20 protein-coding genes are annotated in these 22,580 nt (G+C 65.6%); 8 read left to right on the forward strand and 12 right to left on the reverse strand.

The genetic code is table 11. The features are described 5' to 3' along the window. Positions 1-21 precede the first annotated feature (21 nt). The 3 genes from ACSQ22_RS19475 to ACSQ22_RS19485 form a co-directional block, all read right to left on the reverse strand. Positions 22-471 carry a CreA family protein gene (locus tag ACSQ22_RS19475; RefSeq protein ID WP_121422863.1) on the reverse strand — a complete coding sequence of 150 codons (450 nt, stop codon included), beginning with the start codon at positions 469-471 and terminating at the stop codon, positions 22-24. A gap of 59 nt (positions 472-530) precedes the next feature. Beyond that, a complete protein-coding gene (cphA, locus tag ACSQ22_RS19480; protein ID WP_436131282.1) occupies positions 531-3,110 on the reverse strand; it encodes a cyanophycin synthetase in 2,580 nt (859 codons plus the stop codon). Between the two features lie 98 nt (positions 3,111-3,208). Beyond that, entirely contained in the window at positions 3,209-5,413 is a 2,205-nt protein-coding gene (locus ACSQ22_RS19485; RefSeq protein ID WP_436131283.1) for a cyanophycin synthetase, read from the reverse strand. Positions 5,414-5,666: 253 nt separating this feature from the next. Between ACSQ22_RS19485 and ACSQ22_RS19490 the strand changes: the two genes are divergently transcribed. The 3 genes from ACSQ22_RS19490 (at position 5,667) to ACSQ22_RS19500 (ending at position 9,254) form a co-directional block, all read left to right on the forward strand. Continuing rightward, positions 5,667-7,973: an ABC transporter ATP-binding protein gene (locus tag ACSQ22_RS19490; RefSeq protein ID WP_436131284.1), complete on the forward strand. Its 2,307-nt coding sequence runs from the start codon at positions 5,667-5,669 to the stop codon at positions 7,971-7,973. A 23-nt stretch (positions 7,974-7,996) separates the two neighbouring features. After that, positions 7,997-8,503, forward strand: a complete 507-nt coding sequence (locus ACSQ22_RS19495; RefSeq protein ID WP_121422862.1) for a DUF1854 domain-containing protein — start codon at positions 7,997-7,999, stop codon at positions 8,501-8,503. A 319-nt stretch (positions 8,504-8,822) separates the two neighbouring features. Next, the gene (locus ACSQ22_RS19500; RefSeq protein WP_121421143.1) at positions 8,823-9,254 is read left to right on the forward strand and encodes a hypothetical protein; all 432 of its coding nucleotides are present in this window, start codon (positions 8,823-8,825) and stop codon (positions 9,252-9,254) included. 87 nt (positions 9,255-9,341) lie between these two features. Here the strand turns inward: ACSQ22_RS19500 and ACSQ22_RS19505 are convergent, their stop codons facing one another. The 3 genes from ACSQ22_RS19505 to gspF form a co-directional block, all read right to left on the reverse strand. After that, a complete protein-coding gene (locus tag ACSQ22_RS19505; RefSeq protein ID WP_121421142.1) occupies positions 9,342-9,698 on the reverse strand; it encodes an EF-hand domain-containing protein in 357 nt (118 codons plus the stop codon). 180 nt (positions 9,699-9,878) lie between these two features. Next, on the reverse strand, positions 9,879-10,811 hold the full coding sequence (locus tag ACSQ22_RS19510; protein WP_121421141.1) for a 5'-nucleotidase: 933 nt from the start codon (positions 10,809-10,811) through the stop codon (positions 9,879-9,881). Between the two features lie 4 nt (positions 10,812-10,815). Continuing rightward, complete coding sequence (gene gspF, locus ACSQ22_RS19515; RefSeq protein ID WP_121421140.1) at positions 10,816-12,048, reverse strand: type II secretion system inner membrane protein GspF; 1,233 nt, start codon at positions 12,046-12,048, stop codon at positions 10,816-10,818. A gap of 234 nt (positions 12,049-12,282) precedes the next feature. On the opposite strand from gspF, the gene ACSQ22_RS19520 reads away from it, so the two are divergent. After that, positions 12,283-13,032: an SDR family NAD(P)-dependent oxidoreductase gene (locus ACSQ22_RS19520; protein WP_436131285.1), complete on the forward strand. Its 750-nt coding sequence runs from the start codon at positions 12,283-12,285 to the stop codon at positions 13,030-13,032. A 217-nt stretch (positions 13,033-13,249) separates the two neighbouring features. Continuing rightward, entirely contained in the window at positions 13,250-14,026 is a 777-nt protein-coding gene (locus ACSQ22_RS19525; RefSeq protein ID WP_218301696.1) for a hypothetical protein, read from the forward strand. 18 nt (positions 14,027-14,044) lie between these two features. Here ACSQ22_RS19525 and ACSQ22_RS19530 read toward each other — a convergent pair whose 3' ends face one another. Beyond that, positions 14,045-15,064 carry an LLM class flavin-dependent oxidoreductase gene (locus ACSQ22_RS19530; RefSeq protein WP_228896212.1) on the reverse strand — a complete coding sequence of 340 codons (1,020 nt, stop codon included), beginning with the start codon at positions 15,062-15,064 and terminating at the stop codon, positions 14,045-14,047. A 203-nt stretch (positions 15,065-15,267) separates the two neighbouring features. Here ACSQ22_RS19530 and ACSQ22_RS19535 point away from each other — a divergent pair, with 203 nt between their 5' ends. Further along, positions 15,268-15,753: a CZB domain-containing protein gene (locus ACSQ22_RS19535; protein ID WP_055395973.1), complete on the forward strand. Its 486-nt coding sequence runs from the start codon at positions 15,268-15,270 to the stop codon at positions 15,751-15,753. A gap of 356 nt (positions 15,754-16,109) precedes the next feature. Further along, positions 16,110-16,862, forward strand: a complete 753-nt coding sequence (locus ACSQ22_RS19540; RefSeq protein WP_176887008.1) for a M48 family metallopeptidase — start codon at positions 16,110-16,112, stop codon at positions 16,860-16,862. An 81-nt stretch (positions 16,863-16,943) separates the two neighbouring features. Here ACSQ22_RS19540 and ACSQ22_RS19545 read toward each other — a convergent pair whose 3' ends face one another. From ACSQ22_RS19545 to ACSQ22_RS19565, 5 genes are all read right to left on the reverse strand, one after another. Further along, the gene (locus tag ACSQ22_RS19545) at positions 16,944-17,576 is read right to left on the reverse strand and encodes a DJ-1/PfpI family protein (protein ID WP_218301698.1); all 633 of its coding nucleotides are present in this window, start codon (positions 17,574-17,576) and stop codon (positions 16,944-16,946) included. Between the two features lie 42 nt (positions 17,577-17,618). Continuing rightward, positions 17,619-18,167 carry a crossover junction endodeoxyribonuclease RuvC gene (gene ruvC / locus ACSQ22_RS19550; RefSeq protein WP_055395965.1) on the reverse strand — a complete coding sequence of 183 codons (549 nt, stop codon included), beginning with the start codon at positions 18,165-18,167 and terminating at the stop codon, positions 17,619-17,621. 82 nt (positions 18,168-18,249) lie between these two features. Then, entirely contained in the window at positions 18,250-19,242 is a 993-nt protein-coding gene (locus ACSQ22_RS19555; protein WP_055395967.1) for a phosphatidate cytidylyltransferase, read from the reverse strand. Between the two features lie 2 nt (positions 19,243-19,244). Continuing rightward, a complete protein-coding gene (locus tag ACSQ22_RS19560) occupies positions 19,245-20,018 on the reverse strand; it encodes a lysophospholipid acyltransferase family protein (protein WP_436131286.1) in 774 nt (257 codons plus the stop codon). A gap of 84 nt (positions 20,019-20,102) precedes the next feature. Beyond that, positions 20,103-21,014, reverse strand: a complete 912-nt coding sequence (locus ACSQ22_RS19565; RefSeq protein ID WP_228896224.1) for an AraC family transcriptional regulator — start codon at positions 21,012-21,014, stop codon at positions 20,103-20,105. Between the two features lie 25 nt (positions 21,015-21,039). Between ACSQ22_RS19565 and ACSQ22_RS19570 the strand changes: the two genes are divergently transcribed. Continuing rightward, positions 21,040-22,536, forward strand: coding sequence for a cytochrome P450 (locus ACSQ22_RS19570; RefSeq protein WP_436131287.1), 1,497 nt, complete (start codon positions 21,040-21,042; stop codon positions 22,534-22,536). Positions 22,537-22,580: the final 44 nt, after the last annotated feature.

A 22,580-nucleotide genomic window follows, 5' to 3' on the forward strand; every position in this document is an offset into this window, starting at 1 on the left:
GTTGTGTACGGCCTTGCCCGCTTATTTGCGCAGAGGGATGGCCATGGCCCGGTCCACCGGCACGGCGGTCACGCTGTTCTGCGGCGAGCCGTCGATGAGTTTTTCGGAGTAGGTGAGGTAGACCAGCGTGTTGCGGGCCGGGTCGACCATGCGCACGATGCGCAGGCGCTTGAACAGGATGGACATGCGTTCGCTGAACACCTCTTCCTGCTTCTTGAGCGGCTCGGGGAAGCTGATAGGCCCCACCTGGCGGCAGGCGATGGAGGCTTCGGCGCGGTCTTCGGCCAGGCCCAGTGTGCCCTTGATGCCGCCCGTGCGTGCGCGCGAGACGTAGCAGGTCACGCCCAAAACGCCGGGGTCGTCATAGGCTTCCACGAGGATGTCGTGGTCGCGGCCGATCCACTGGAAGGCGGTGTCCACCGTGCCGATTTTTTCGCCGGGCGCTGCCTGCGCACTGCCAGCCACGCCCATCCAGGCGGTGGCTGCGGCCAGGGCCAGCAGCGCCGAGGTGGCCGCTTGCTTGAGGGCCATCACGCAGCGGCCCTGGCTTCGGTGCAGCGCTGGGACAGGTGGGCGAGGGCTTCTTCGACCTGGTCCACCAGTACCAGGCACAGGTCGCCGGGCTGCAGGCGCGCCAGGGCGGCGTCGATGGCGATGAACTCACCACGAATCTCTTCGACGTGTGTGGTGCGCGATGCGCCCGCCAGGCCCTCACGCAGCAGGGCCATCACCTCGCCATCGGCGCGGCCGCGCTGGGCAGCGTCCTGGTACAGGATCACGTCGTCAAATGCGGCGCCCAGGATCACGGTCTGGTCGCGGATATCTTCGTCGCGGCGGTCGCCCGCGCCGCTGATCACCACGCTGCGGCGCTTGGCGGGCAGGGCGTCCACGGCACCCACCAGGGCGCGCATGGCGTCGGGATTGTGGCCGTAGTCGGCAATCACGGTGGCGCCCCGGTAGTCCATGATGTTGAAGCGGCCGGGCGCGTTGTCGCTGTCGTTCACAAAGCCTGACAGGCCCCGGCGGATGGTCTGCCAGGGCATGCCCACACCCCAGGCGGCGGCCACGGCCGCCATGACGTTCTCGACCTGAAAACCGATCTTGCCGTTGCGTGTGATAGGTACGTCGCGCAGGTGGATGGTCTCGCGCCACGAGCCTTCCGAAGCCACGATGGAGTCGCCATCCACATACACGGTGCGGTGGCCCTGCGCGCGGTGCGTGGCCATCACGGGATGGTGGCGGTCGCTCGCAAAGAAGATGATCTTGCCAGGGCAGGCGGGCGCCATGGCGGCCACGATGGGGTCGGCCGCGTTGAGCACGCCGTAGCCTGTGGTGGCCACGTTCTGCACGATCACGCGCTTGAGCACCGCCAGGTCTTCCACCGTGGTGATGTAGTTCAGGCCCAGGTGGTCGCCCGCGCCGATGTTGGTCACCACGGCCACCTGGCAGCGGTCAAAACCCAGGCCTTCGCGCAGGATGCCGCCGCGTGCGGTTTCAAACACGGCTGCATCCACCTCGGGGTGCAGCAGCACGTTGCGGGCGCTCTTGGGGCCGCTGCAGTCGCCACTGTCGATCTGGCGGCCGTTCACGTACACGCCGTCGGTGTTGGTCATGCCCACGCGCAGGCCCTGGGCGGTGAACAGGTGGGCGATGAGGCGGGCCGTGGTGGTCTTGCCGTTGGTGCCAGTGACGGCCACCACCGGGATGCGCCCATCGTCGCCATGGGCGTAGAGCTTGTCCACCATGGCCTGACCCACGTTGCGGGGCTTGCCGTAGCTGGGCGCCAGGTGCATGCGCAGGCCGGGGGCGGCGTTCACTTCCACAAAGCCGCCGCCTTGCTCTTCGAGCGGGCGCAGCACGGTCTCGGCCACCATGTCCACGCCGCAGATGTGCAGGCCCACCATCTGGGCGGCGGCCACAGCGCGTGCGGCAACCTCGGGGTGCACATCATCAGTCACGTCGGTGGCGGTGCCACCCGTAGAGAGGTTGGCGTTGTTGCGCAGGACGACGCGCTGGCCCTTGGCGGGCACCGAGTCGGGCGTCAGGTCTTGCATGGCCAGGCGGGCCACGGCAATGTCGTCGAGCCGGATCTTGGTGAGCGAGGTGGCATGCCCCTCGCCCCGGCGTGGGTCGAGGTTGACCTGGTTGACCAGCTCACGCACCGTGTGCTGGCCGTCGCCCAGCACCTGGGGCGGCTCGCGGCGTGCAGCGGCCACCAGTTGGTCGCCGACCACCAGCAGGCGGAAGTCATGGCCCGGCAAAAAGCGCTCGACCATCACGGTGCCGTATTCGGCGGCGTTTTTGTAGGCTTCTTCGAGCTGGGCGCGGTCAGTGATGTTGACCGTCACACCCTTGCCCTGGTTGCCATCCTGTGGCTTGACCACCACGGGCAGGCCCACCTTCAAGGCCACTTCCCAGGCTTCGTCCACGCTTTCGACCGGCTTGCCCAGCGGCACGGGCACACCGGCCGCATGCAGCAGGCGTTTGGTCAGGTCCTTGTCCTGGCCGATGGATTCGGCCACGGCGCTGGTCGAATCGACCTCGGCCGCCTGGATACGGCGCTGCTTGGAGCCCCAGCCAAACTGCACCAGACTGCCACGCGTGAGGCGGCGGTAGGGGATGCCGCGCGCCACGGCGGCGTCCACGATGGAGCCGGTGCTGGGGCCCAGGCGCTCGTCTTCATCGAGTTCGCGCAGCTCGGCAATCACGGTGTCGGCATCAAAACTGCCTTCGCCTTGCGCTGCCTTGATGAGTTGCTGCGCATACTCAAAGGCTTTGCGGCCCACGGCCTCTTCGCTGTATTCCACGACCACCTGGTACACACCCGCATCGGTGGTGGCGGTGGTGCGCGCAAATGTGACAGGGCAACCTGCCTGAGCCTGCAATGCCAGGGCGGCAGTCTGCAGCACATGGGCCAGCGAGACATCGCCGCCCCCGGTTTCGGGGTGCAGCGCGCCGATGGCGGGAAACAGGGCCCGCAGGCGGGCTTCGAACCCGGCCATCTGGCCCACGGCGCGCTCGTTTTCGGCGCAGGTCACCACGGCCTCGATGGCCATGTGGCGGCTCCAGAGGTTGGGGCCACGCAGGGCCCGGGTGCGGGATACATCCATGGAAGTCTCTTTCAGTGGTCCATCAGGGCGCTGAGGCCCTGTTCAGGTCGTGGGATGCGAGGTCAAACAACAAACTAAAGCTAATGCGCGAGGTGCCATCACGACCGCAGTGCAGCGGTGGGGACCAGTTCGGGCTCAAAGGTCTTGATGCCAGCGCCGATGAGGTCGGGGGCAATGTTCAGCGCCCAGGCCGTGCCGATGGCAGCCAGCAGGGCGTCGGTGTCGGGCGCCACGGCATTGCGGCCAAAGGTCAGGTCTGCCAGCGAACCGAGCACATGTTCTGCACTGCCCGTGGCCAGCACCACGCGGCCGTTCTTCACGACCACGGCGCGGCCGTTGTCCTTGGCGCGGTGTTCCACGATGACGGGCAGGGTGGCGTCCTGGGCATACAGCACCACGGCACCGTCCGACAGCGGCGCCAGGTCGGCCACTTGCGGGATGGCAGCGTTGAGCACCGCTGCTCCTTCCGACAGCACCACGTCCACCTGGGTGCGCATCACCTTGGTCATCTGGTCCTGTTCGTGCACGTCGAATTCGGCCAGCGTTTCCACGCCGTCCATGTCGGTGACCACACCCACCTGGCAGCGGTCGTAGGCCAGGCCGTCGCGCAGGATGGTGCGCGCGTCGCTTTCGATCACGGCGGCCTGCACGGTCTTGTTCATCAGCAGGCGGTGGGCGGCTTCCCAGTGCGCGCAATCGGTCGATTCGACGCAGCGGCGGTCCAGGAACAGCCCTTCGCGACAGGCCAGGCCCGTGTGGTGGCCGCTCAGGTGCAGCAGCCAGGCCACGACCCGTGCGATGGTTGACGTGCCACGCGTGCCCGCCACGCCCACCAGCGGAATGCGGCCTGCCTGGCCCGCATCGTCTTCCGACGGGAACAGATGCTCTGCAATGGCCTGGCCCACAGGGCGCGGTGCACCCACGGCGGGCTTCAGGTGCATCAGCAGGCCAGGGCCTGCGTTCACTTCGACAATGGCACCGCCCTGGGCGTGCAGGGGTTTGGAGATGTCCTTGGCCACCAAGTCGATGCCGGCGATGTCCAGCCCCACCACCTTGGCCGCCAACTGGGCGATGTAGGCCACCTCGGGGTGCACGTCGTCCGTGCAGTCCACGGCCACGTTGCCGTTGCGCTGCACCACCACCTGGCGGCCAGCGGCGGGCACCGAGTCGGCGCCGAGGTCCTGGCGCTTGAGTTCGAGCTGCACCTTGGTGTCAGTGGCCAGGTCGATGATTTCGAGCGGGTACTCTTCTTCGTAGCCACGGCGCGGGTCGGAGTTGAGCTGGGTGTCGATCAGCTCCTTGACGGTGGAGCGGCCGTTGCCGGTGATGGTGACCACTTCACCACGTGCCGCTGCGACCACTTTGCCGCCCACCACCAGCAGGCGGTGCTCGTCGCCGGGGATGAAGCTCTCGACCATGACGTCGCTGCCCTCGGGGTAGGCCACGTGGTAGGCGGCCTCGATGTCTGCCTGCTTGTGCAGATCCAGCGTCACACCCCGGCCGTGGTTGCCGTCAGAGGGCTTGACCACCACAGGCAGGCCAATGTCCTGGGCGGCTTCCCAGGCTTCCTCGGGGCTGTTGACCACCTGGCCCTCGGGGATGGGCACGCCGCAGGACTTGAGCAGGCTCTTGGTCAGGTCCTTGTCGCTGGCGATGCCTTCGGCGATGGCGCTGGTGAACTCGGTCTCAGCCGTCCAGATGCGGCGCTGGCTGGCGCCATAGCCCAGTTGCACCAGATTGCCGTCGTTCAGGCGGATGTGCGGGATGTCCCGGTCGGTGGCGGCTGTGACGATGCAGGCGGTGCTGGGGCCAAGGTACTGGTCGTCCACCTCGGTGCGCACACGGGCCACGGCGGCAGCCACGTCAAACGGCTCATCGTTGATGGCGGCCATGATGAGCGCGTGGCCCTGGGCCAGCGCCACGCGCGCCACGCTTTCGTCGCGCGCCCGGAACACCATGCGGTATACGCCACGCTGGCTGGTGCTGCGGGTCTGGCCAAAACCGGTGGGCATGCCCGACAGGTTGAGCAACTCGATCACGATGTGCTCCAGCACATGGCCGCACCAGGTGCCTTCCTGCAGGCGCTGCAGGAAACCACCGCGTTCGCCCACGCCGCAGTGGTGTTCGATCAGTGCGGGCAGCCAGGCGGTAAGTCGGTCGTTGAAACCGGGCAGCAGGTTGGAGGGGTAGTCCTCCAGCTCGCCCAGGTCCAGCCAGACTTCCAGTACAGGCCGGTAGGTCCAGATATTGGGGCCGCGCAGGTAGTTGATGCGAAGCAGTTGGATGTCGTTGAGTTTCGCCATGGATTGCAGCGGGTGAGTTGGTCCGGCCGGGTAAGGGCTATGGGCTATGCGGGAGAGGAAGAAACTGTGAAAGGAAACTTTTGTGGACGAGGATTGTGCTCCAGTCCTGGGGCTGTGCGCAGTGTCAGCCAAATGAGCGTCAGAGGCGTTAAATGAGGATGCCGTCGCACCGTGGCATGCAGTATCGGGGAGAATTCGCGCTTTCGCGAGATCGGTCACCGCAGGCAGCCGGGGGCGGAAAACCCAACCAAAAATGCAACATCACCATTCTGTGGACGCCTCGGGTGTCTTTTCTGGCCCTTTGGGGGCCGATTTGCGGGCCATGCTCGCTTCCAAGGAAAACGTACTGGCAGCGCTTCAGGTTGACCTGAGCACGGCGCTGCGCTTTGCGGCAGGCTGGGTGGTGGTGACGTCTGAACGGCTGCTGGCCTGTGATGCGGGCACCACGGCCTGGCGCAGCTGGCCCCTGGGCGATGGCCTGGCGCTCAAGCTGCAGGACCATGGCGGTGTGGGCTCGCTGGAGCTGCACAGCCCTTCCGAGCGCTTGGCGCTGTGGCGCTTTACCCTTGCGCACCACGCCCAGGCCCTGCGTCTGCTGCAGCGTTTTGAGCAGCAAAGCGCCCGGGGTGACAACGGCGCCGAGGACGAGGCCGACGAACCCGCCTGTCCCACCTGCCACACGCCCCTGCCGCCCGACACCGATGAATGTCCGGCCTGCGCCCGCGCCCAGCCGCCCCAAACTTCCACCTGGGTGCTGCTGCGCCTGTGGCGCTTTGCCCGGCCTTACCGCAAGCAACTGGCCGCCGGTTTTGCGCTGACGCTGGCGTCCACCGCCGCCACACTGGTGCCGCCGTATCTGACCATCCCGCTGATGGATGACATCCTGATCCCGTTCCAGAACGGCAAGCAGATCGAACCCGGCCTGGTGCTGCTGTACCTGAGCGGCCTGCTGCTGTCGGCGCTGGCGGCCTGGGGCCTCTCCTGGGCGCGCACTTACATATTGGCGCTGGTGTCCGAGCGCATCGGCGCCGACCTGCGCACCACCACCTACGAGCACCTGCTGCGCCTGTCGCTGGACTACTTTGGCGGCAAGCGCACGGGTGACCTCATGGCGCGGATTGGCTCGGAGACGGACCGCATCAACGTCTTCCTGTCCCTCCACGCCCTGGATTTTGTGACCGACGTGCTCATGATCATGATGACGGCGGCCATTCTGTTCTCAATCAACCCATGGCTGGCGCTGGTCACGCTGGTGCCGCTGCCCTTCATTGGCTGGATGATCCACACCGTGCGCGACCGCCTGCGCACCGGGTTTGAAAAGATCGACCGCGTGTGGTCCGAAGTGACCAACGTGCTGGCCGACACCATCCCGGGCATCCGGGTCGTGAAAGCCTTTGCGCAAGAAAAGCGCGAAGCCCAGCGTTTTCGAGACGCCAACCAACACAACCTGGAAGTCAACGACAAGCTCAACAAGACCTGGAGCCTGTTCACGCCCACCGTGTCGCTGCTCACTGAAATTGGCTTGCTGGTGGTGTGGGGCTTCGGCATCTGGCTGGTGTCGCGCAACCAGATCACGGTGGGTGTGCTCACGGCCTTCATCGCCTACATCGGCCGTTTCTACGGGCGGCTGGATTCAATGAGCCGCATTGTCTCGGTCACGCAAAAGGCCGCCGCTGGCGCCAAGCGCATCTTCGACATCCTGGACCATGTGAGCAACGTGCCCGACCCGGCCCAACCCGTGAAGGTGGACAAGGTTCAGGGCGCGATCACCATGCAGGGCGTGGGCTTTCGCTACGGCAGCCGCGCAGTCATCAAGGGGCTGGATCTGGATATCCGCCCCGGCGAGATGATCGGCCTGGTGGGCCACAGCGGCTCAGGCAAGAGCACGCTGGTCAACCTGATCAGCCGTTTTTATGACGTGAGCGATGGCTCCATCCAGGTCGACGGCATCGACATCCGCCGTTTCGCTGTGGCCGACTACCGCCGCCACATCGGTCTTGTGCTGCAGGAGCCCTTCCTGTTCTTCGGCACCATTGCCGAGAACATCGCCTACGGCAAGCCCGAGGCCACGCGCGAGGAGATCGTGGCGGCGGCCCGCGCTGCGCACGCCCATGAATTCATCCTGCGCTTGCCCCATGGCTACGACTCACTCGTGGGTGAGCGTGGCCAGGGCCTCTCGGGCGGCGAGCGCCAGCGCATTTCCATTGCCCGCGCATTGCTGATCGACCCGCGCATCCTGATCCTGGACGAGGCCACCTCGGCCGTGGACACCGAGACCGAGAAGGAAATCCAGAAGGCGCTCGACAACCTGGTGCAGGGCCGTACCACGATTGCCATCGCCCACCGCCTGTCCACCCTGCGCAAAGCCGACCGCTTGGTAGTGATGGACCGGGGCGAAGTGGTGGAGGTCGGGCCGCACGACGAACTCATGGAGAAGCAGGGCGCCTACTGGCGGCTCTACGAAGCCCAGGCGCGCCGTGCCGAAGAAGACGCCCAGGCGGCCGGCGTCATCATCGACAGCAGCCTGCTGCACCCCGCCCACCCTGCGGGCAACCCGTGATGACTGCACTGCAGGAAAACGCCATGAACACCCCTTCCTTCCCGCAATCGCCGTCCACCGCCTCCGCCACGTTCACCTTGGCGCGCAATCCACACAGTCGGCTGGTTCTGACCCTGGCCGACGGCACGGCCCACGAGGGCGTCACGCCTGTGCGGGCCTTCCCCATCGCGGCACCCGCCGAAGGGCTCTCGCTGATCGGATCTGACGGCCACGAACTGCTGTGGATCGACCGGCTGGACCAGCTGCCAGCCCCCGCCCGCCAGCTCATCGAAGAAGAGTTGGAAGTGCGAGAGTTTGTGCCCACTATCGAAAAAATCATTGCAGTATCGAGCTTCTCCACCCCCAGCACCTGGCAGGTGGAGACGGACCGGGGCCCTGCCAGCCTCGTCCTCAAGGCCGAGGAAGACATCCGCCGCTTGGGCGGACGCACCCGCCTGCTGATTGCCGGGGGCGACGGCGTGCAGTTCCGCGTCAAAGACACCACGGCGCTGGACCGGCATTCGCGCCGGTTGCTGGAACGCTTTCTCTGATCTGACCCTGTACGGGGTCCTCCCGGTGTCTCCACCGGCAAGGCACAACGGCAGTGCCAAGCCCTGCCGTGCCCGCTCCCCCCACAAGCCAGTAGCTCCAGACCCGGTGCGGGAATGAGTGCAATCGGTCGGCTGTGAGCCGATCCGGCCCCCGCATGCACCCAAAAGGGTGACAAAGATTAGGGAAAACCCTAAATTTGAGCCAATCGGTGAAAAAGACCTAAATTTCCCCTTCTTTTTGCCGTAATAGATTACGAAGACGGCGAAAAATCCTCTGCACTTCGAGCATATCTATTCATCAACCATTGGGGCCACTGCCATGCAAATGCCACCTGTCGACCGATCGCCGAGTTGGCGTCCTCAGGGCGCTGATTTGTATTCCACTGGCGCCTCTGGCGCGCCGCCGGTGCGGCCCATCAATGCATCCAATCCCGTCGAATCCATGGACCGGCTGGGCGAGGGCGCCATCGTGCGCGAGCCCGACAAGCCCTCAGCGCCCGATGTATCAAACCGGGACTGGACCGAGGTCAAGAAAAAAGACACCGTGGAAGAACCGCCCGAGCCCCCCAAGGAGCCGATCTACAAACAACTGCTGGAGCTGATCCAGTCGATGTGGCGGGCCAGTGGCAGTGCGGTGGAGGTGGCGCAGGACATCAACAAGATGACCCTGCAGGAGCGCATGGCCCAGCAGGTCAAGAACGAGCCGCTGACCTACTCCGACCCCAAGATCAAGCGCACTGGCGGCTTGTGAGGGTTTTGCTCCTAAAATTATAGCTGTTTGCGCATAACTGATAAGCGCTGGAGCCTTATTTCATTCAATTTCCCCCCCATTCTGGCCTCAAGGCCGGGGTGATGAAGCGGGAGCCGCCTGGGCAGCCCGCTGTTGATCCCGCTCCGCGCGGTACTTGGCGGCAAAGGCCCGCACTTCCTCGTACGACACATAGCCATCCTTGTCTGTATCCGCATCGTCGAATGCGGCGGCCAGCCGGGGAAAGAGCTTGACCTCGGTGCGGCTGAGCTTGCCGTCCCCATTGAAGTCCAGCATCTTGAACTCGCGCATGGCCTTGATCTCGCCTTTGGTCAGGGCTGCCTGGGATTCAGTGGGGGCGCTGGCGGCGGGGGCTGGTGGCGCTGGCGCAGTTGCAGGGGGCATGGCCAGTGCAGTGGTGCCCAAGGCTGCCCCCAGGGTGCTCATCACGCAGGCGGCCAGGGAAAATCTGATGCGCAAAACAGGCTCCTTCTGTGGACTGGCAACGATGTTGGCACAGCTGGGCGTGCGTGGGCGGAATGCAACCCAAGGCTTGCAGTTTTCACCGGGAGTTGCAGGGGATTGCAAAACTTTTCGAAGGAACGCGGGTCCGTGCCCGGCCCCGGGTTAATCGCCGGCAGGGCGCAGGGGGTTGGAGATACCGCTGTTCACATGGCCGGCTGGCACATGACGGGCGGCTGAGGTCACATGGCCTGTCTGGTCGTCGAAGAAAAAGTCGGGTTCGAATTCGCGCAGGAATTCGCCCTTGGGAAGGCCACCCAGGAACATGGCTTCGTCCACATCGATGTTCCAGTCCATCAGCGTGCGGATCGCGCGTTCGTGCGCCGGGGCGCTGCGCGCCGTGACCAGTGCGGTGCGGATGCGCATGCCGGTGGTGCCGCCGGCCTCTCCGGCGGATTGCAGTCGGTGCAGCGCCGCCAACAGGGGCTTGAACGGGCCATCGGGCAGGGGCAGGGCGGCCTTGTCGGTTTCGTGCTGCTGGAAGGCGGCCAGGCCTTCGGCCTGGTACACACGCTCGGCCTCATCGGAGAACAGCACGGCGTCGCCGTCAAAGGCAATGCGCACTTCCTGCGGGTTGGCGTCGCCTGCCTGTACCGATTCGGTGATCACCCGCGCGGCCGGGTAGCCCAGGTGCAGCGCCTCGCGCACATCGGCCTCGTTGGCAGACAGGAACAGGTGTGCGCCCAGCGGTCGCAGGTAGCGAAAAGGGTCACGCCCCTGGGTGAACACGCCGCGCTGGATGGTGGGCAGGCCATGGGCGTTGCAGGAGCGGAAGACGCGCATCCCACTGACCGGGTCATTGCGCGAGAGCAGCACCACCTCCACCCGCTGGTGCTCCGAGGTGTTGAAGGCGAGCAGCTTGCGCACCAGAGAGAACGCCACGCCGGGTGCGGCGGGCACGTCCAGGCGCTGGCGCTGCAGGTCCACATAGGCGCGGTCATCCCTCTCGTGCTCGAAGACGCGGTTTTCCTCCTCAAAGTTGAACAGCGCCCGCGATGAGATCGCCACCACCAGCTTGTCGTCCAGGGTCACGGCCATAGAGTCACTTCACGAACTGGTTGAGCTGGATGATGGGCAGCAGCACGGCCAGCACGATCAGCATCACGATCAGGCCCATGCCCACGATGAGCAAAGGCTCCAGGATGGTTGCCAGCGCCATGGCGCGGCGCTGGACCTCGGTGGAAAGCTGCCTGGCGGCGCGCTGCAGCATCACCGGCAGTTGCCCCGTCTGCTCGCCCAGGCGCGCAAACATCGACAGCAGGCCGGGGAAGCGCTTTTTCTGCGCCAGCGCCGAGGCCAGGGGCGCACCTTCGCGCACCAGCACCAGCGCTTCGAGTGCATCGGCGCGCAGGGCGCGGTTGTTCAGCGTTTCGGCGGCGGCCTGCAGCGCCTTGAGGATGGGTACGCCCGCACCCGCCAGCATGGCCAAGGTGCCCGCAAAACGCGCTGCGTTGTAGCCGCGCGCCAGCTTGCCCACCAGCGGCAGGTTGAGCCAGGCGGCATCGAATTTTTCGCGAATATGCCCGATGGTCAGCGCCCAGCGTGTGCCAAAAGCGATCAAAACAGAAGCAATCAGCATCATCCAGCCATAGCTGCGCACAAAAGCGCTGATGCCCAGCATGGCCACGGTCAGAAACGGCAGCGCCCGCTTGGTGCCCGCAAACACGCTGGCCACCTGGGGCACCACGTAGCCCACGAGGAAGAGCACGATCACGATAGCGACGACGGTCACGATGGCGGGGTACAGCGCAGCGCCCACCAGCTTGGCCTTGAGCGCCTGGCGTTCTTCCAGGTCGTCGGCCAGGCGCTCCAGCACCAGGCCCAGGTTGCCGCTGTGCTCGCCCGCGCCGATCACCGCGCAGTAGATATCGGAAAACTCGCGCGGGTGCTGCGACAGGGCGCGCGCAAACGTGGCCCCGGCATTGACCTCAGCGCGCAGTGCGGCCACCAGGTGGCGCTGGCGTTCGTCGTCGGCTTCTTCAGACAGTGCCGTGAGGGCGCGCTCCAGCGGCAGGCCGGAAGACACGAGCCCGGCAATCTGCCGCGTCCAGATCGACAGGCCCGTGGCGCTGAACACGGGCCGCGTGAACAGGCGCTGGCTGAGGCTGGCCGAGCTGCCATCCAGCGACTGGCCGGTCTGCACCAGCTCTACCGCCAGGGGCACCAGGGCCTGGGCTCGCAGCAGGCTGCGCGCGGCCTTGGCGGTGTCGGCCTCCATGAGGCCCTTGCGGGTCTGGCCCTGGGCGTCCAGGGCTTCAAAGGAAAAAGCAGGCATGCGGGTGCGGGCGGTATGGCGGTGGCGTGGAAATCAGGCGGTCACACAACAGGCTGATGCGGGCGAAAACCTTGCAGCCCCTGATGGTAGCCGGTACCCAAGGCCCATGGCTGTGGGCCAGTACCCTTGCCAGCGGGATGACCCAGGTCAAGGCGCTGACGCATTGGGCGCGCAGAATGAAAAGCGATCTGTGGCATCGGGTTGCAGGTGTTCTGAATGAACAAGGAGTCTTTCATGCTGAAGAACAAGGTTGCGTTGGTCACCGGGGCATCGTCGGGCATTGGGCGTGCCATTGCGCTGGTGTGGGCGCGCGAAGGCGCCAATGTGGTGGTGTCGGATGTGAATGTGCAGGCAGGTGAGGAAACGGCGGCGCTGGTACGCGCAGCCGGGGGCGATGCCATTTTTGTGGCTGCCGATGTGGGCAAGCCTGAGGACTGCGAAGCGCTGGTGAACCGCACCGTGGCCCACTACGGCCGGCTGGACATCGCCTGCAACAACGCGGGCATCGGCGGCCCGCAGGCGGCCACGGCCGATTACCCCCTGGATGGCTGGGCCCAGGTCATCAACATCAACCTCTCCGGCGTGTTTTACGGCATGAAATACCAGATCGCAGCCATGCTCAAGAATGGCGGCGGCTCCATCATCAACATGGCATCCATCCTGGGATCGGTGGGTTTTGCCACCGCCCCGGCCTACACCGCGGCCAAACATGGTGTGGTGGGGCTGACCAAGGCGGCTGCGATTGAATACAGCGCCCATGGCGTGCGCATCAATGCCGTCGGGCCTGCCTTTATCCATACGCCCATGATCAGCGGGCTGGAGCAGGATGCTGGCATCAACGCGATGCTGGTGGGCGCCCACCCCATCGGTCGCCTGGGGCAACCTGAAGAGGTGGCCGAGCTGGTGACCTGGCTGGCGTCCAGCAAGGCGTCGTTTGTGACCGGGGCGTATTACCCGGTGGATGGCGGCTACCTGGCGCGATAAAACACCGGCGCGGCGTTAGAGCCATGGAAACTGGATGGCTGGAAAGGGTGGCTGCCTCTGATGAAGTTCTCCTCGAACCCGATGTGGCGTGGGTGAGACGGCCCGCCACCGCATGCCATTTTGCCCTGTGCCGCTTGCGGTGCCTGCGCTTAAGATGCGGCAGTTGGGGCCGCGCCATGGCGCAGCCCCCCAGATTTGACTCACAAAGGAGAAGAAAGTGAATAAGACGACTGCCCTGGGAGGACTGGTTGCCGCTTTGGTGTTATCTGCTTGCGGCGGAGGCGGGGATGATGTGGCGCCACCTGCGCCAAAGCCTCCTGCGACCGTGGTCACCGGCGTGGAAGGCCTGTGGACCGGGGCGACCACCGACCCTCTGAATGTGCAGGGTGTGGTGCTGGAGAACGGCGAATCCTGGAGCATCCTGACCGATGCAGTGGGTGCCGTGGTGGGCATATCGCAAGGCGCCGTTCAGACATCGGGCCCAGATGTTGTCTCTGGCACCGGGCGCTATCTCAATGTGGTGGATGAGGCAAACCTTGCCAGCCGGACGACGGTGGCGGTCAGCTATAGCGGCAAGTACGCGGTGCGGGATTCGGTGCAGGTCACGGATTCCAAGGGCGTGAAGTTCACCGGTACCTATGGCGTGCTCTACGAGCAGCCTGCTGTCGTGAGCGAGTTGCTGGGTACATATTCCGGCACCGGCATTGGCAACCAGGTGCGGGAGCCCCTGGTGTCGGTTTCCATTTCCACCGGTGGATTGGTGTCGATTCCCTCCTACCCGGGTTGCTCCATTCGCGGCACCGTGGTGCCCCGCGCCAGCGGCCGGAACGTGTTTGATCTGCCGCTCACCTTCAGCGGGGCCGCCTGCCCTGTGGGCGATGGCGTGGTTGTTCAACACGTTGTTCTGTACAACGACACCACCCAAGCGATCGTGATCATGGGGCAGAGTGCGAGCAAGGCAGAAACTTTCGTCTACACCGGACAGAAGACCTAAGCTCTTTTATCAAGGCACTCAGCGGCTTTCCCACGCTTCGGCGTGGGCCTGTGCCGCAACATCCAGCGAGCGCAGGCGCAGTGCTGGGTCGTAGACATCGCTCACCAGCATCAGCTCATTGGCCCCGGTGGCTTCGGTGAGCTGTGCAAGGCCCGCGCGCACCGTGTCCGGCCCGCCGATCACGGCAGCGGCCAGAAAGTCGCCAATCGCGGCGCGCTCCTGGGGCTGCAGCTGCGCGGCGTAGTTCTCAACGGGCGGCAGCAGGCGGCGCCGGTCGCCGGTCAGAATGCCCAGCACCCGCTGGTAGGTGCTGCTGGCCAGAAACTCCGCTTCTTCATCCGTGGGCGCTGCAATCAGCGGCACCCCGATCACCACATAGGGCTGGGGCCAGGCGGCGGACGGCCGGTACAGGTTGCGGTACAGGTCAATGGCCTGGTGCAGGAGGCGCGGGGCAAAGTGCGAGGCAAAGGCATATGGCAGCCCGCGCTCCGCCGCCAGTTGCGCCGAAAACAGGCTGGAGCCCAGCAGCCAGATCGGCACGTTGGTGCCCGCACCGGGCATGGCGATCAGGCGCTGGCCTGGTTCGGCCGGGGCCAGCAGGCGCTGCAACTCTGCGACGTCCTGCGGAAAATCATCGGCTGTCTCTACCCGGCTGCGGCGCAGTGCGCGCATGGTGGTGGGGTCCGTGCCCGGCGCGCGCCCCAGTCCCAGGTCGATGCGGCCCGGGTACAGCTCGGCCAGGGTGCCAAAGGCCTCGGCCACCACCAGAGGCGCGTGGTTGGGCAGCATCACGCCGCCAGAACCCACACGGATGCGCGAGGTACCGCCGGCAATGTGGCCCACCAGCACGGCGGTGGCTGAGCTGGCAATGCCCGCCATGTTGTGGTGCTCTGCCAGCCAGTAACGGGCAAAACCCAGCTTTTCAGCATGTTGCGCGGTGCGCAGGGCAATCTGCAGCGCATCGGCTACGGTGCCGCCCTCCCGGACGGCGACGAGGTCGAGCATGGACAGGGCGGGGCGTTGAGCAGTGGAAGTCATCCGTGCATTGTCTGGCCCTGGCCACATTGCTGCTGGCTACCGGGGCAGAGCTGGCAGGGCCAGAAGGGTTGACGCGCACGGTTTTTACCAAGAGGTCATTTTTTGGTAGCCAAAAGCGCGCGCGCCCCACAGAATGTTTCAAGGCATTTCCGGCAGGACCATTCCTGGTGCTGGCGGACGGGGTGCCTCCACAGGGACCAAGCATGGGTTTTTTCAGTCGTCTGTTCAAGATCCGGGAGCAAGATCCCACCAGCCCTGACACCACCTGGGCCATGGAAGACAACGGCAGCGAATTGGTGCTGGACGCCGAGTACGCCTCCATGCTCATGACCGAAATCGATATCGACGCGGCCATTGCCAGCCATGAGCGCTGGCGCCTGCAGCTGCAGGACATGGTCAATGGCCGCTCGCAGGAAGTGATGCGGCCCGAACGCATCTGCCAGGACGACCGCTGCGACCTGGGCCGATGGCTCTATGGCACGGGGCGCGTGCGGCTGGGGCATTACCCCGCGTTCGACATGCTGGTGGCCCGGCACAAATACTTTCACCAGCAGGCGGCCGATGTGGTGACTGCGTTCCAGGCGGGCGAGCAGCAAAAGGCCGTGCAACTGCTCAACAGCAGCTGCCGCCATGCGTCCAACCAGGTGCTGTTGCTGCTCAAGGAACTCAAGCGGGGCCTGGGGCGCTGATACCTTGGGGCGCGGTGTACACAGGCACGGCCAGGGCCAGTCGGCGCTGTGTGAATGGTTGCTCTGTTTTTGATAGCTTAAAACGCTTTATGCACAAGCGCTAAGGCCATTTTTTTCTGAATTCTGCGAAGATTTCCGGCGCCGCAACCTCGCCCAGTCCCCACCGTTTCGGCCCGCCCGCCAGCATCGGCACACAGTTCTTACATCTGAAGACACGGCCGCCAGCGAGAAACGCCGTTGGCGTGGCTATCCTTCGGCGCGCGCCAACCATTGCTTGCAGTTGGTTGCGCAAAAACACAATCGACCCATCGATTCAAGACCAATCAAGAAGCTGACCACGTCAGAGAGGGAACCCCATGGACCGCCGTAAATTGTTGACGCTCGTAACCCTGGCTTCCGGCGTGAGCGCCGTATCGCCCGTGTGGGCGCAGTTTGACCTGGGCAAGATGCTGGATGCAGGCAAGGACCTGGCCAAGTCCGAGAGCCTGTCGGACGAGGAACTCAAGAGCACGTTCGACCAGATGTCCGCCGAGATGGACAGCCAGAACCAGGTGGCCCCGGCAGGCAACCCCTATGCCAAGCGCCTCACGAAGCTCACCTCGGGCCTGGGCACCCACGACGGCCTCAAGATGAACTTCAAGGTCTACCTCACGCCCGAGATCAACGCCTTTGCCATGGCCAACGGCACCATCCGGGTGTATTCGGGTTTGATGGACAAGTTCACCGACGATGAAGTGCGCTATGTGATCGGCCACGAGATCGGCCACGTCAAGGCCGGCCACACCAAGGCCCGCATCCAGACCGCCCTGCGCACCAGCGCGCTGCGCAATGCCGTGGCGTCGAGCAACGGCAAGGCCGGTGCCATTGCCAGCTCGCAGCTGGGTGACCTGTTCGAGAAAGTGGTGCGCGCACAGCATTCGCAAAGCAACGAGCGCGAGGCTGACGACTACGCCATGGGCTTCATGAAGGCCAAGCGATACCAGCCCGCCGCTTGCGTCACTGCGCTGGAAAAACTCGCCGCCATGTCGGGCGGGGATTCGACCAGCTTTTTGTCTACCCATCCGTCACCCAAGGAGCGGGCGGACCGGATGAAGACGCAGGTTGCCTGACCTGAAGGCCCGAAGGCCTGAAGGTGGGCCTGCGGCTTTAGCTTGATACCTGGTGGGGCCGCGCCTTCGGGCGCGGTTTTTTTACGTGGGACCGTTGCGGATGTACCTCGGTGCTTGCGGATGACCTCGGAAATCACCATACACCTTTGCGTCAGGGTAGTACTCCGCCCCAAACTGCACCTTGCCTGCGGCTTCTTCGCCGCCTACATGGGCGATGAACGCCAGCATCAGGTCAATGCCTGCTGATACCCCGGCGGACGTCCACACCGACCCATCGCGTACCCAGCGCTGCTCCACAACCTCCACATCGCCCAGTGCGCGCAGGCGGTCCAGGGACCCCCAATGTGTGGTGGCGCGCTTGCCGCCCAGCAGACCAGCCGCGTGCAGCACAAAAGCACCCGTGCAGACGGACAACACGGCCTGGCAGGTTTGCGCCTGCCGCGCCACAAAATCGCGCATGGCCGGGTTGTCCACTTCACGCCGCGTGCCCTGGCCACCGGGGACGAGCAGGTAGTCCAGCGGTGGGCAGTTGTCGAAAGCGTGGTGGGGGTTGACCGAGAGCCCCTTGGCGCAGGTGATGGGCGCTGCCGTCTGCGCGACAGTCATGCAGTTTTGGGGGCCATCGGCGTAGCGGCTCCACATCGTGAGCATTTCCCAGGGGCCGACGAAATCGAGTTCCTCGACGTCGGGGAACAGAACGATGCCGAAATTCATGCGCAGGCTCCTTGCGTTGTGGCGGCTCATAAGGCCAATGGCTCAGTAACTCCGCCCACCCTTGTACATCGCATGCTGGCGCCGGTTCAGCGTGGCGGCTTCGCCCAGCCGCCCCATGGCAGCACCCGCATGCGCATGCGTGATGGCCATGCCCAGGCCATCGGCCGCGTCGGTGCCTGGCACGCCGGGCAGGCTGAGCAGGCGCCGCACCATCTCCTGCACCTGGCTCTTGGCGGCGCGGCCGTGGCCGACCACGGCTTTTTTCATCTGCAGCGCGGTGTATTCGGCCACCGGCAAATTGCTCGCCACCAGGGCCGTGATGCAGGCGCCCCGTGCCTGGCCCAGCAGCAGGGTGGACTGGGGGTTGACGTTGACGAACACGATCTCGACTGAGGCCACATCGGGTTCATAGCGGGCCGCCACTTCGGTGATGCCGTCGAACAGGATCTTCAGGCGCCCGGGCAGATCGCCCAGCGCCAGCGTGGTGGTGCGGATGGTGCCGCTGGCCACGTAGCTGAGCTTGTGGCCGTCCATGTCTACCACGCCAAATCCGGTGGTCTGCAGGCCGGGGTCGATGCCTAAGATGCGCATTTGCTCACTATTTGATAGCTGCCATCGCTTGTTGGTAAAGCGCTAGGTGCCAATTTTATTGAAAACTTCTGGGTCGGTTCATTTACAGACCGAAGTACCAGCGCACCGAATGGAAAAACACCGGCGCCGCAAAACACAGCGCGTCCACGCGGTCGAGCAGGCCGCCCGCGCCGGTGACCGACATGCCCTGCATGCCCCAGCTGGTGATCCCGCGGTCGCGCTTCAGGGCCTTCATCACCAGGTGCCCCAGGCTGCCCGCCACGCAAGCCAGCAGCGCCATACCGAGCGCCTGGCCGGGCTTGAACGGGGTGATGAACGTGAGCAGCCCGCCGGCCAGCCCCCCGGCCGCCACACCGGCCAGCCAGCTCGTCCACTGAAAACTCTGGCTCACCTGCGGCGCCACGGGCTTGTGCGGAAAGCGCCGCCCCAGCAGATGCTGCACCAGCATGCAGGTCTGCACCACAAACACCAGGAAAAACACCAGAAACGCGCCCTTGTCGCGGTAGCCCGGAAAGTCCAGCAGCAGCAGCGCGGGCACGTGGCTCATGCCGTACACGCAGACCATGATGCCCCACTGCAGCTTGGCGTTGCGCTCCAGAAAACGCTGCGGGTCGTTGGCCAGCGCACTCACCACGGGCAGGGCGAGGAACACGTAGACGGGGATGAACACCGTGAACAGGTCAAAGTGCTTGCTGCCCACGATCCAGAACTGCAGCGGCAGCACCACAAAAAACGCCAGCACCAGGCTGCGGTGGTCGCCACGCCGTGTGGGCGAGAGCGTGATGAACTCGCGCAGCGCAAAAAACCCCACGATGGCAAAGAGCACGGTGGCTACCGTGTCGCCCAGCACCCAGCCAATCCAGAAGACGGAAGCCATCATCCAAGATGTTTTGAGCAGCCCCCAGAAACGCTTGGCTTCGAGAATGCGGGCTTCGGACTCAGGGTCGTCGCTGGCGTGTTCGCGCAGATTGCGTACGAAGGCCCAGATGGTGACGACGGACAGGATGCCAAACATCACCAGGAACAGGGCACCGACCTGCTGAGTGGCAGTCAAATTGCGGAGGAAGTTGTTCATGTTCAGACTTCCCTGAGCGCGATGACTGCACGGCGTGCCCGGTCGAGGAACGGGCGACGCTCTTCACCCGCTTCCAGCTGTACAGGCGCCCCAAAGGTCACCGAACACAGGATGGGCACCGGCACCACTTCGCCCTTGGGCATCACGCGCTGCACGTTGTTGATCCAGGCGGGCACCAGCACCACCTGCGGGAACATTTGCGCCAGCTTGAACAGGCCTGACTTGAACGGCTGCGGCTCGTCGCCATGGCCGCGCGTACCTTCGGGAAAGATCACGATGGAGTCGCCGCTTTCCAGCGCACGCACCAGCGGGGCCAGCGGGTCGGACTCGGGCAGGGCTGCGCGCAGCTCCTCGGGGGTGGGCGCGCGGGGCGGGGCTTCGGGCGACGGATCGGGGCCGCCCGCCATGGCGGTGTCCGCGTCGCTGGCGGCGGTGGCCAGGGCCTCCAGCACGCCCACGGGCTCAGCCGCCAGGGGAGCCGGGGGCCGCGCAGGCGTGGCCTGACGGTCCACATACACGGCGTTGAACACGGCGGTGGTGATCCACTGGCGGAACGGCGTCTTGGTCCAGTAGTCCTTGGCGGCAATGGGCCGCGTGATGCTGCGCAGCTCCTCGGGCAGCGCCGCCCAGATCAGCACCATGTCGGCGTGGCTCTGGTGGTTGGCGAAATAAATGCGCTGCTCGGCCTTGGGCGGGCAGCCGTACCAGCGGGCCTGGGAACCGGTCAGAAACCGCACGATCCCCAGCAGAAGGAAACTCATCAACTTGGCAAGCATGGCGGGGATGATACGTGGCGGGTGTGCCCTGTCGGGCGTGTACTGTGGCGGGCCGCAGCCGGGCGGCTGCAGCTACCCTGGCCACTACACCCAGATGCGATATGCCCAAAACGCCTCGTCGCCGTAGATGCCGTCATACAGCGCCTGTGGGGCATAGCCGGTGATGCGCCGCGTGACGCGGCACAGGTGCGACTGGTCCGAGAAGCCCGCGCCTGCCGCCACGTCGGCCCATTTCACGGTACCCTTCGCGGCGTCCGAAGCGATGGTGTCGAAAAACGCCTGCTCGGCCTTGCCAAAGCCGCGCAGCTCGCGCAGCGGCAGCCCGGCCCAGCGCTTGATGCGGCGCTCCAGCTGGCGCAGGCTGCGGCCTGGAGCCGACACGGCGGCGCGTTGTGCCAGGTGCATGGCCCAGTCGCCGTAGCGCTGCACCTGCAGCGCCTGCGCGGGACGGCAGGCTTGCCAGCGGGGTTCCAGAAACGCCTCCAGGCAGTCCATGCGGGCGGCATCGCCCGGCTGGTGCTGCACGGCTTCGCACATCGCAATCCAGTCGGGTGGCAGCACGGTTTGCGCATCCACGAAACGGTCAGTCAGCGCCTCAGGCTCCAGGCCGGTGAGCTGGTGCAGCGCGTCGGGCATGAACATCACCATCATGGCGTGGGTGGGCGCTGCGCAATAGCTGGCGCTGGGCCGGGTCTGGGGGCCCGCCAGCACCCAGCGGCCGGGATACGCCTCGCGCGGGCTGTGCAGGCCGGGCAGGGTGTCGGGGCGGTCTGCCACCAGGGCTTCGCTGCGGCCTTCAAACCACCAGCTCAGGCTGCAAAGGGGCGTGGCCGGAAAGCGGTTGATGCGTTGCGCATCCGTGAGCGTGTAGCCGAGTGTGCTGCGCACCATTGTGCCGCGCAGGCAGGCCGACAGGCTGGCGCGCGGCAGCCACAGCTGGCCCGAGGGGATCAGCCCCTGCGGATGCCGTGCGGAAGGTGGGACCAGGGTTGCCATGGGGCGCGAGTGTAGGCCAGGGGCGATGTCGAATTCGTTCAATACCTGCCCGCTGCTGCACCGCACCATCCGCACCATGAACCACGCCATCACCACTGCCCCATCGAAGCCCGCAACACCTTCCCCCTCTGCGCAGCTTGCGCCAGCCCGGCTCCCCGAGCCCGGTGGCCCGCCCAGCCGCTGGTGGGGCCTGCCCTTGCTGTGGGAGATGCGGGCCGATTACCTCGGTTTCGTCACCCGTCTGCAGCGTGACCATGGCGACCTGACTCGCATGCGCCTGGGTAATGAAGATGCCTGGGACCTCCTGTCGCCCGACCTCGTGCGCGAGGCGCTGGTTACCCACGCAGACCACCTGATCCGCTGGGAGCGCGGCATCGCCGTGTTCGAGCAGGTGTTCGGCCAGAGCGTGCTGGTGACCGAGGGCGACACCTGGCAGCGCCAGCGCCGCATGTTGATGCCTGCTTTTACCCCCAAACGCGTGGCGGGCTACGCGCAGCTCATGACCGATGCCGCCCGCAGCGCGCTCGATGCTGCCGTGCCCGCAGGCCAGTCCGAAGCGCTGGTGGCCATGGACACGCTCTGGACCGATGTGGCCATGGACGTGATCCTGCGCACGCTGTTCAGCGAATCGGCCCAGGCCGACGCGCGCGATGCCGCCTGGGCCACGCAGACGCTGTCGGAGACAGCCTTCCGCGAAATGTTCATGCCCTTCACGCTGCCCGACTGGCTGCCCCTGCCCGGCAAGGCCGCCAAGCGGCGCGCGCTCAAGGCACTCAAGGGGCTGGTGCAGCGCCACATCGGTGCGCGCAGCCGGGATGCGGCAGATTCAGCAGGCGCCCCGCCACGCACTGACCTGCTGCACATGCTGCTGGCGCTGCGCGACGAATCCACCGGCGAGCCGCTGTCGCCGCAGGAAGTGTTCGACCAGTGCATGGTCAGCTTCCAGGCCGGGCACGAGACCAGCGCCACCACGCTGCTGTGGTGGAGCCGCCTGATGGCCGAACACCCCGAGGCCGCGCAACGCGCACAGGCCGAGGTGGACAGCGTGCTCCCCCCAGGCCAGACGCCCGGCCCCGAGCACTTGGCGCAGCTACCCTTTCTGTCCGCCACGCTCAAGGAGGCGCTGCGCCTGTACCCACCCATTGCCGCGCTGATGACCCGGCGCACCACCGCACCCATCACGCTGGGCGGCGTGGAGGTGCCCCAGGGCGCCATGCTGCGCATCACGCCCTGGGTGCTGCACCGGGATGAACGCTGGTTTGCCCAGGCCGACCGCTTTGTGCCGGAGCGTTTTCTGGATGACGCCCCGGCCATCCCCAAAGGCGCGTGGATACCGTTTGGGGTGGGGCCACGCGTCTGCATCGGGCAGCACTTTGCGATGCTGGAGATGACGCTGCTGGCGGCGATGTTGTTGCAGCGGTACCGGCTGCGGTTGCCGGAGGGGGCGGCGGTGTGTGTGCCGAAGCTGCGGGTGACCTTGCGGCCCGATGCCCCCGTGGTGCTGCGGCTGCAGCGGCGCTGATCAGCACCTTCTGAATGCGCGCAAGTATTCCGCTTGGCAGGCTT

This window comes from Acidovorax sp. LjRoot38, from assembly GCF_964252975.1.
Lineage (GTDB): Bacteria > Pseudomonadota > Gammaproteobacteria > Burkholderiales > Burkholderiaceae_C > Acidovorax > Acidovorax facilis.

What these genes read in the sequence shown, in the direction of transcription:
- ACSQ22_RS19475 (WP_121422863.1), bottom strand. Translation starts at nt 471, where the DNA reads ATGGGCGTGGCTGGCAGTGCGCAGGCAGCGCCCGGCGAAAAAATCGGC.
- cphA (WP_436131282.1), bottom strand. Translation starts at nt 3,110, where the DNA reads ATGGATGTATCCCGCACCCGGGCCCTGCGTGGCCCCAACCTCTGGAGC.
- ACSQ22_RS19485 (WP_436131283.1), bottom strand. Translation starts at nt 5,413, where the DNA reads ATGGCGAAACTCAACGACATCCAACTGCTTCGCATCAACTACCTGCGC.
- ACSQ22_RS19490 (WP_436131284.1), top strand. Translation starts at nt 5,667, where the DNA reads ATGCAACATCACCATTCTGTGGACGCCTCGGGTGTCTTTTCTGGCCCT.
- ACSQ22_RS19495 (WP_121422862.1), top strand. Translation starts at nt 7,997, where the DNA reads ATGAACACCCCTTCCTTCCCGCAATCGCCGTCCACCGCCTCCGCCACG.
- ACSQ22_RS19500 (WP_121421143.1), top strand. Translation starts at nt 8,823, where the DNA reads ATGCAAATGCCACCTGTCGACCGATCGCCGAGTTGGCGTCCTCAGGGC.
- ACSQ22_RS19505 (WP_121421142.1), bottom strand. Translation starts at nt 9,698, where the DNA reads ATGAGCACCCTGGGGGCAGCCTTGGGCACCACTGCACTGGCCATGCCC.
- ACSQ22_RS19510 (WP_121421141.1), bottom strand. Translation starts at nt 10,811, where the DNA reads ATGGCCGTGACCCTGGACGACAAGCTGGTGGTGGCGATCTCATCGCGG.
- gspF (WP_121421140.1), bottom strand. Translation starts at nt 12,048, where the DNA reads ATGCCTGCTTTTTCCTTTGAAGCCCTGGACGCCCAGGGCCAGACCCGC.
- ACSQ22_RS19520 (WP_436131285.1), top strand. Translation starts at nt 12,283, where the DNA reads ATGCTGAAGAACAAGGTTGCGTTGGTCACCGGGGCATCGTCGGGCATT.
- ACSQ22_RS19530 (WP_228896212.1), bottom strand. Translation starts at nt 15,064, where the DNA reads ATGACTTCCACTGCTCAACGCCCCGCCCTGTCCATGCTCGACCTCGTC.
- ACSQ22_RS19535 (WP_055395973.1), top strand. Translation starts at nt 15,268, where the DNA reads ATGGGTTTTTTCAGTCGTCTGTTCAAGATCCGGGAGCAAGATCCCACC.
- ACSQ22_RS19540 (WP_176887008.1), top strand. Translation starts at nt 16,110, where the DNA reads ATGGACCGCCGTAAATTGTTGACGCTCGTAACCCTGGCTTCCGGCGTG.
- ACSQ22_RS19545 (WP_218301698.1), bottom strand. Translation starts at nt 17,576, where the DNA reads ATGAATTTCGGCATCGTTCTGTTCCCCGACGTCGAGGAACTCGATTTC.
- ruvC (WP_055395965.1), bottom strand. Translation starts at nt 18,167, where the DNA reads ATGCGCATCTTAGGCATCGACCCCGGCCTGCAGACCACCGGATTTGGC.
- ACSQ22_RS19555 (WP_055395967.1), bottom strand. Translation starts at nt 19,242, where the DNA reads ATGAACAACTTCCTCCGCAATTTGACTGCCACTCAGCAGGTCGGTGCC.
- ACSQ22_RS19560 (WP_436131286.1), bottom strand. Translation starts at nt 20,018, where the DNA reads ATGCTTGCCAAGTTGATGAGTTTCCTTCTGCTGGGGATCGTGCGGTTT.
- ACSQ22_RS19565 (WP_228896224.1), bottom strand. Translation starts at nt 21,014, where the DNA reads ATGGCAACCCTGGTCCCACCTTCCGCACGGCATCCGCAGGGGCTGATC.
- ACSQ22_RS19570 (WP_436131287.1), top strand. Translation starts at nt 21,040, where the DNA reads ATGTCGAATTCGTTCAATACCTGCCCGCTGCTGCACCGCACCATCCGC.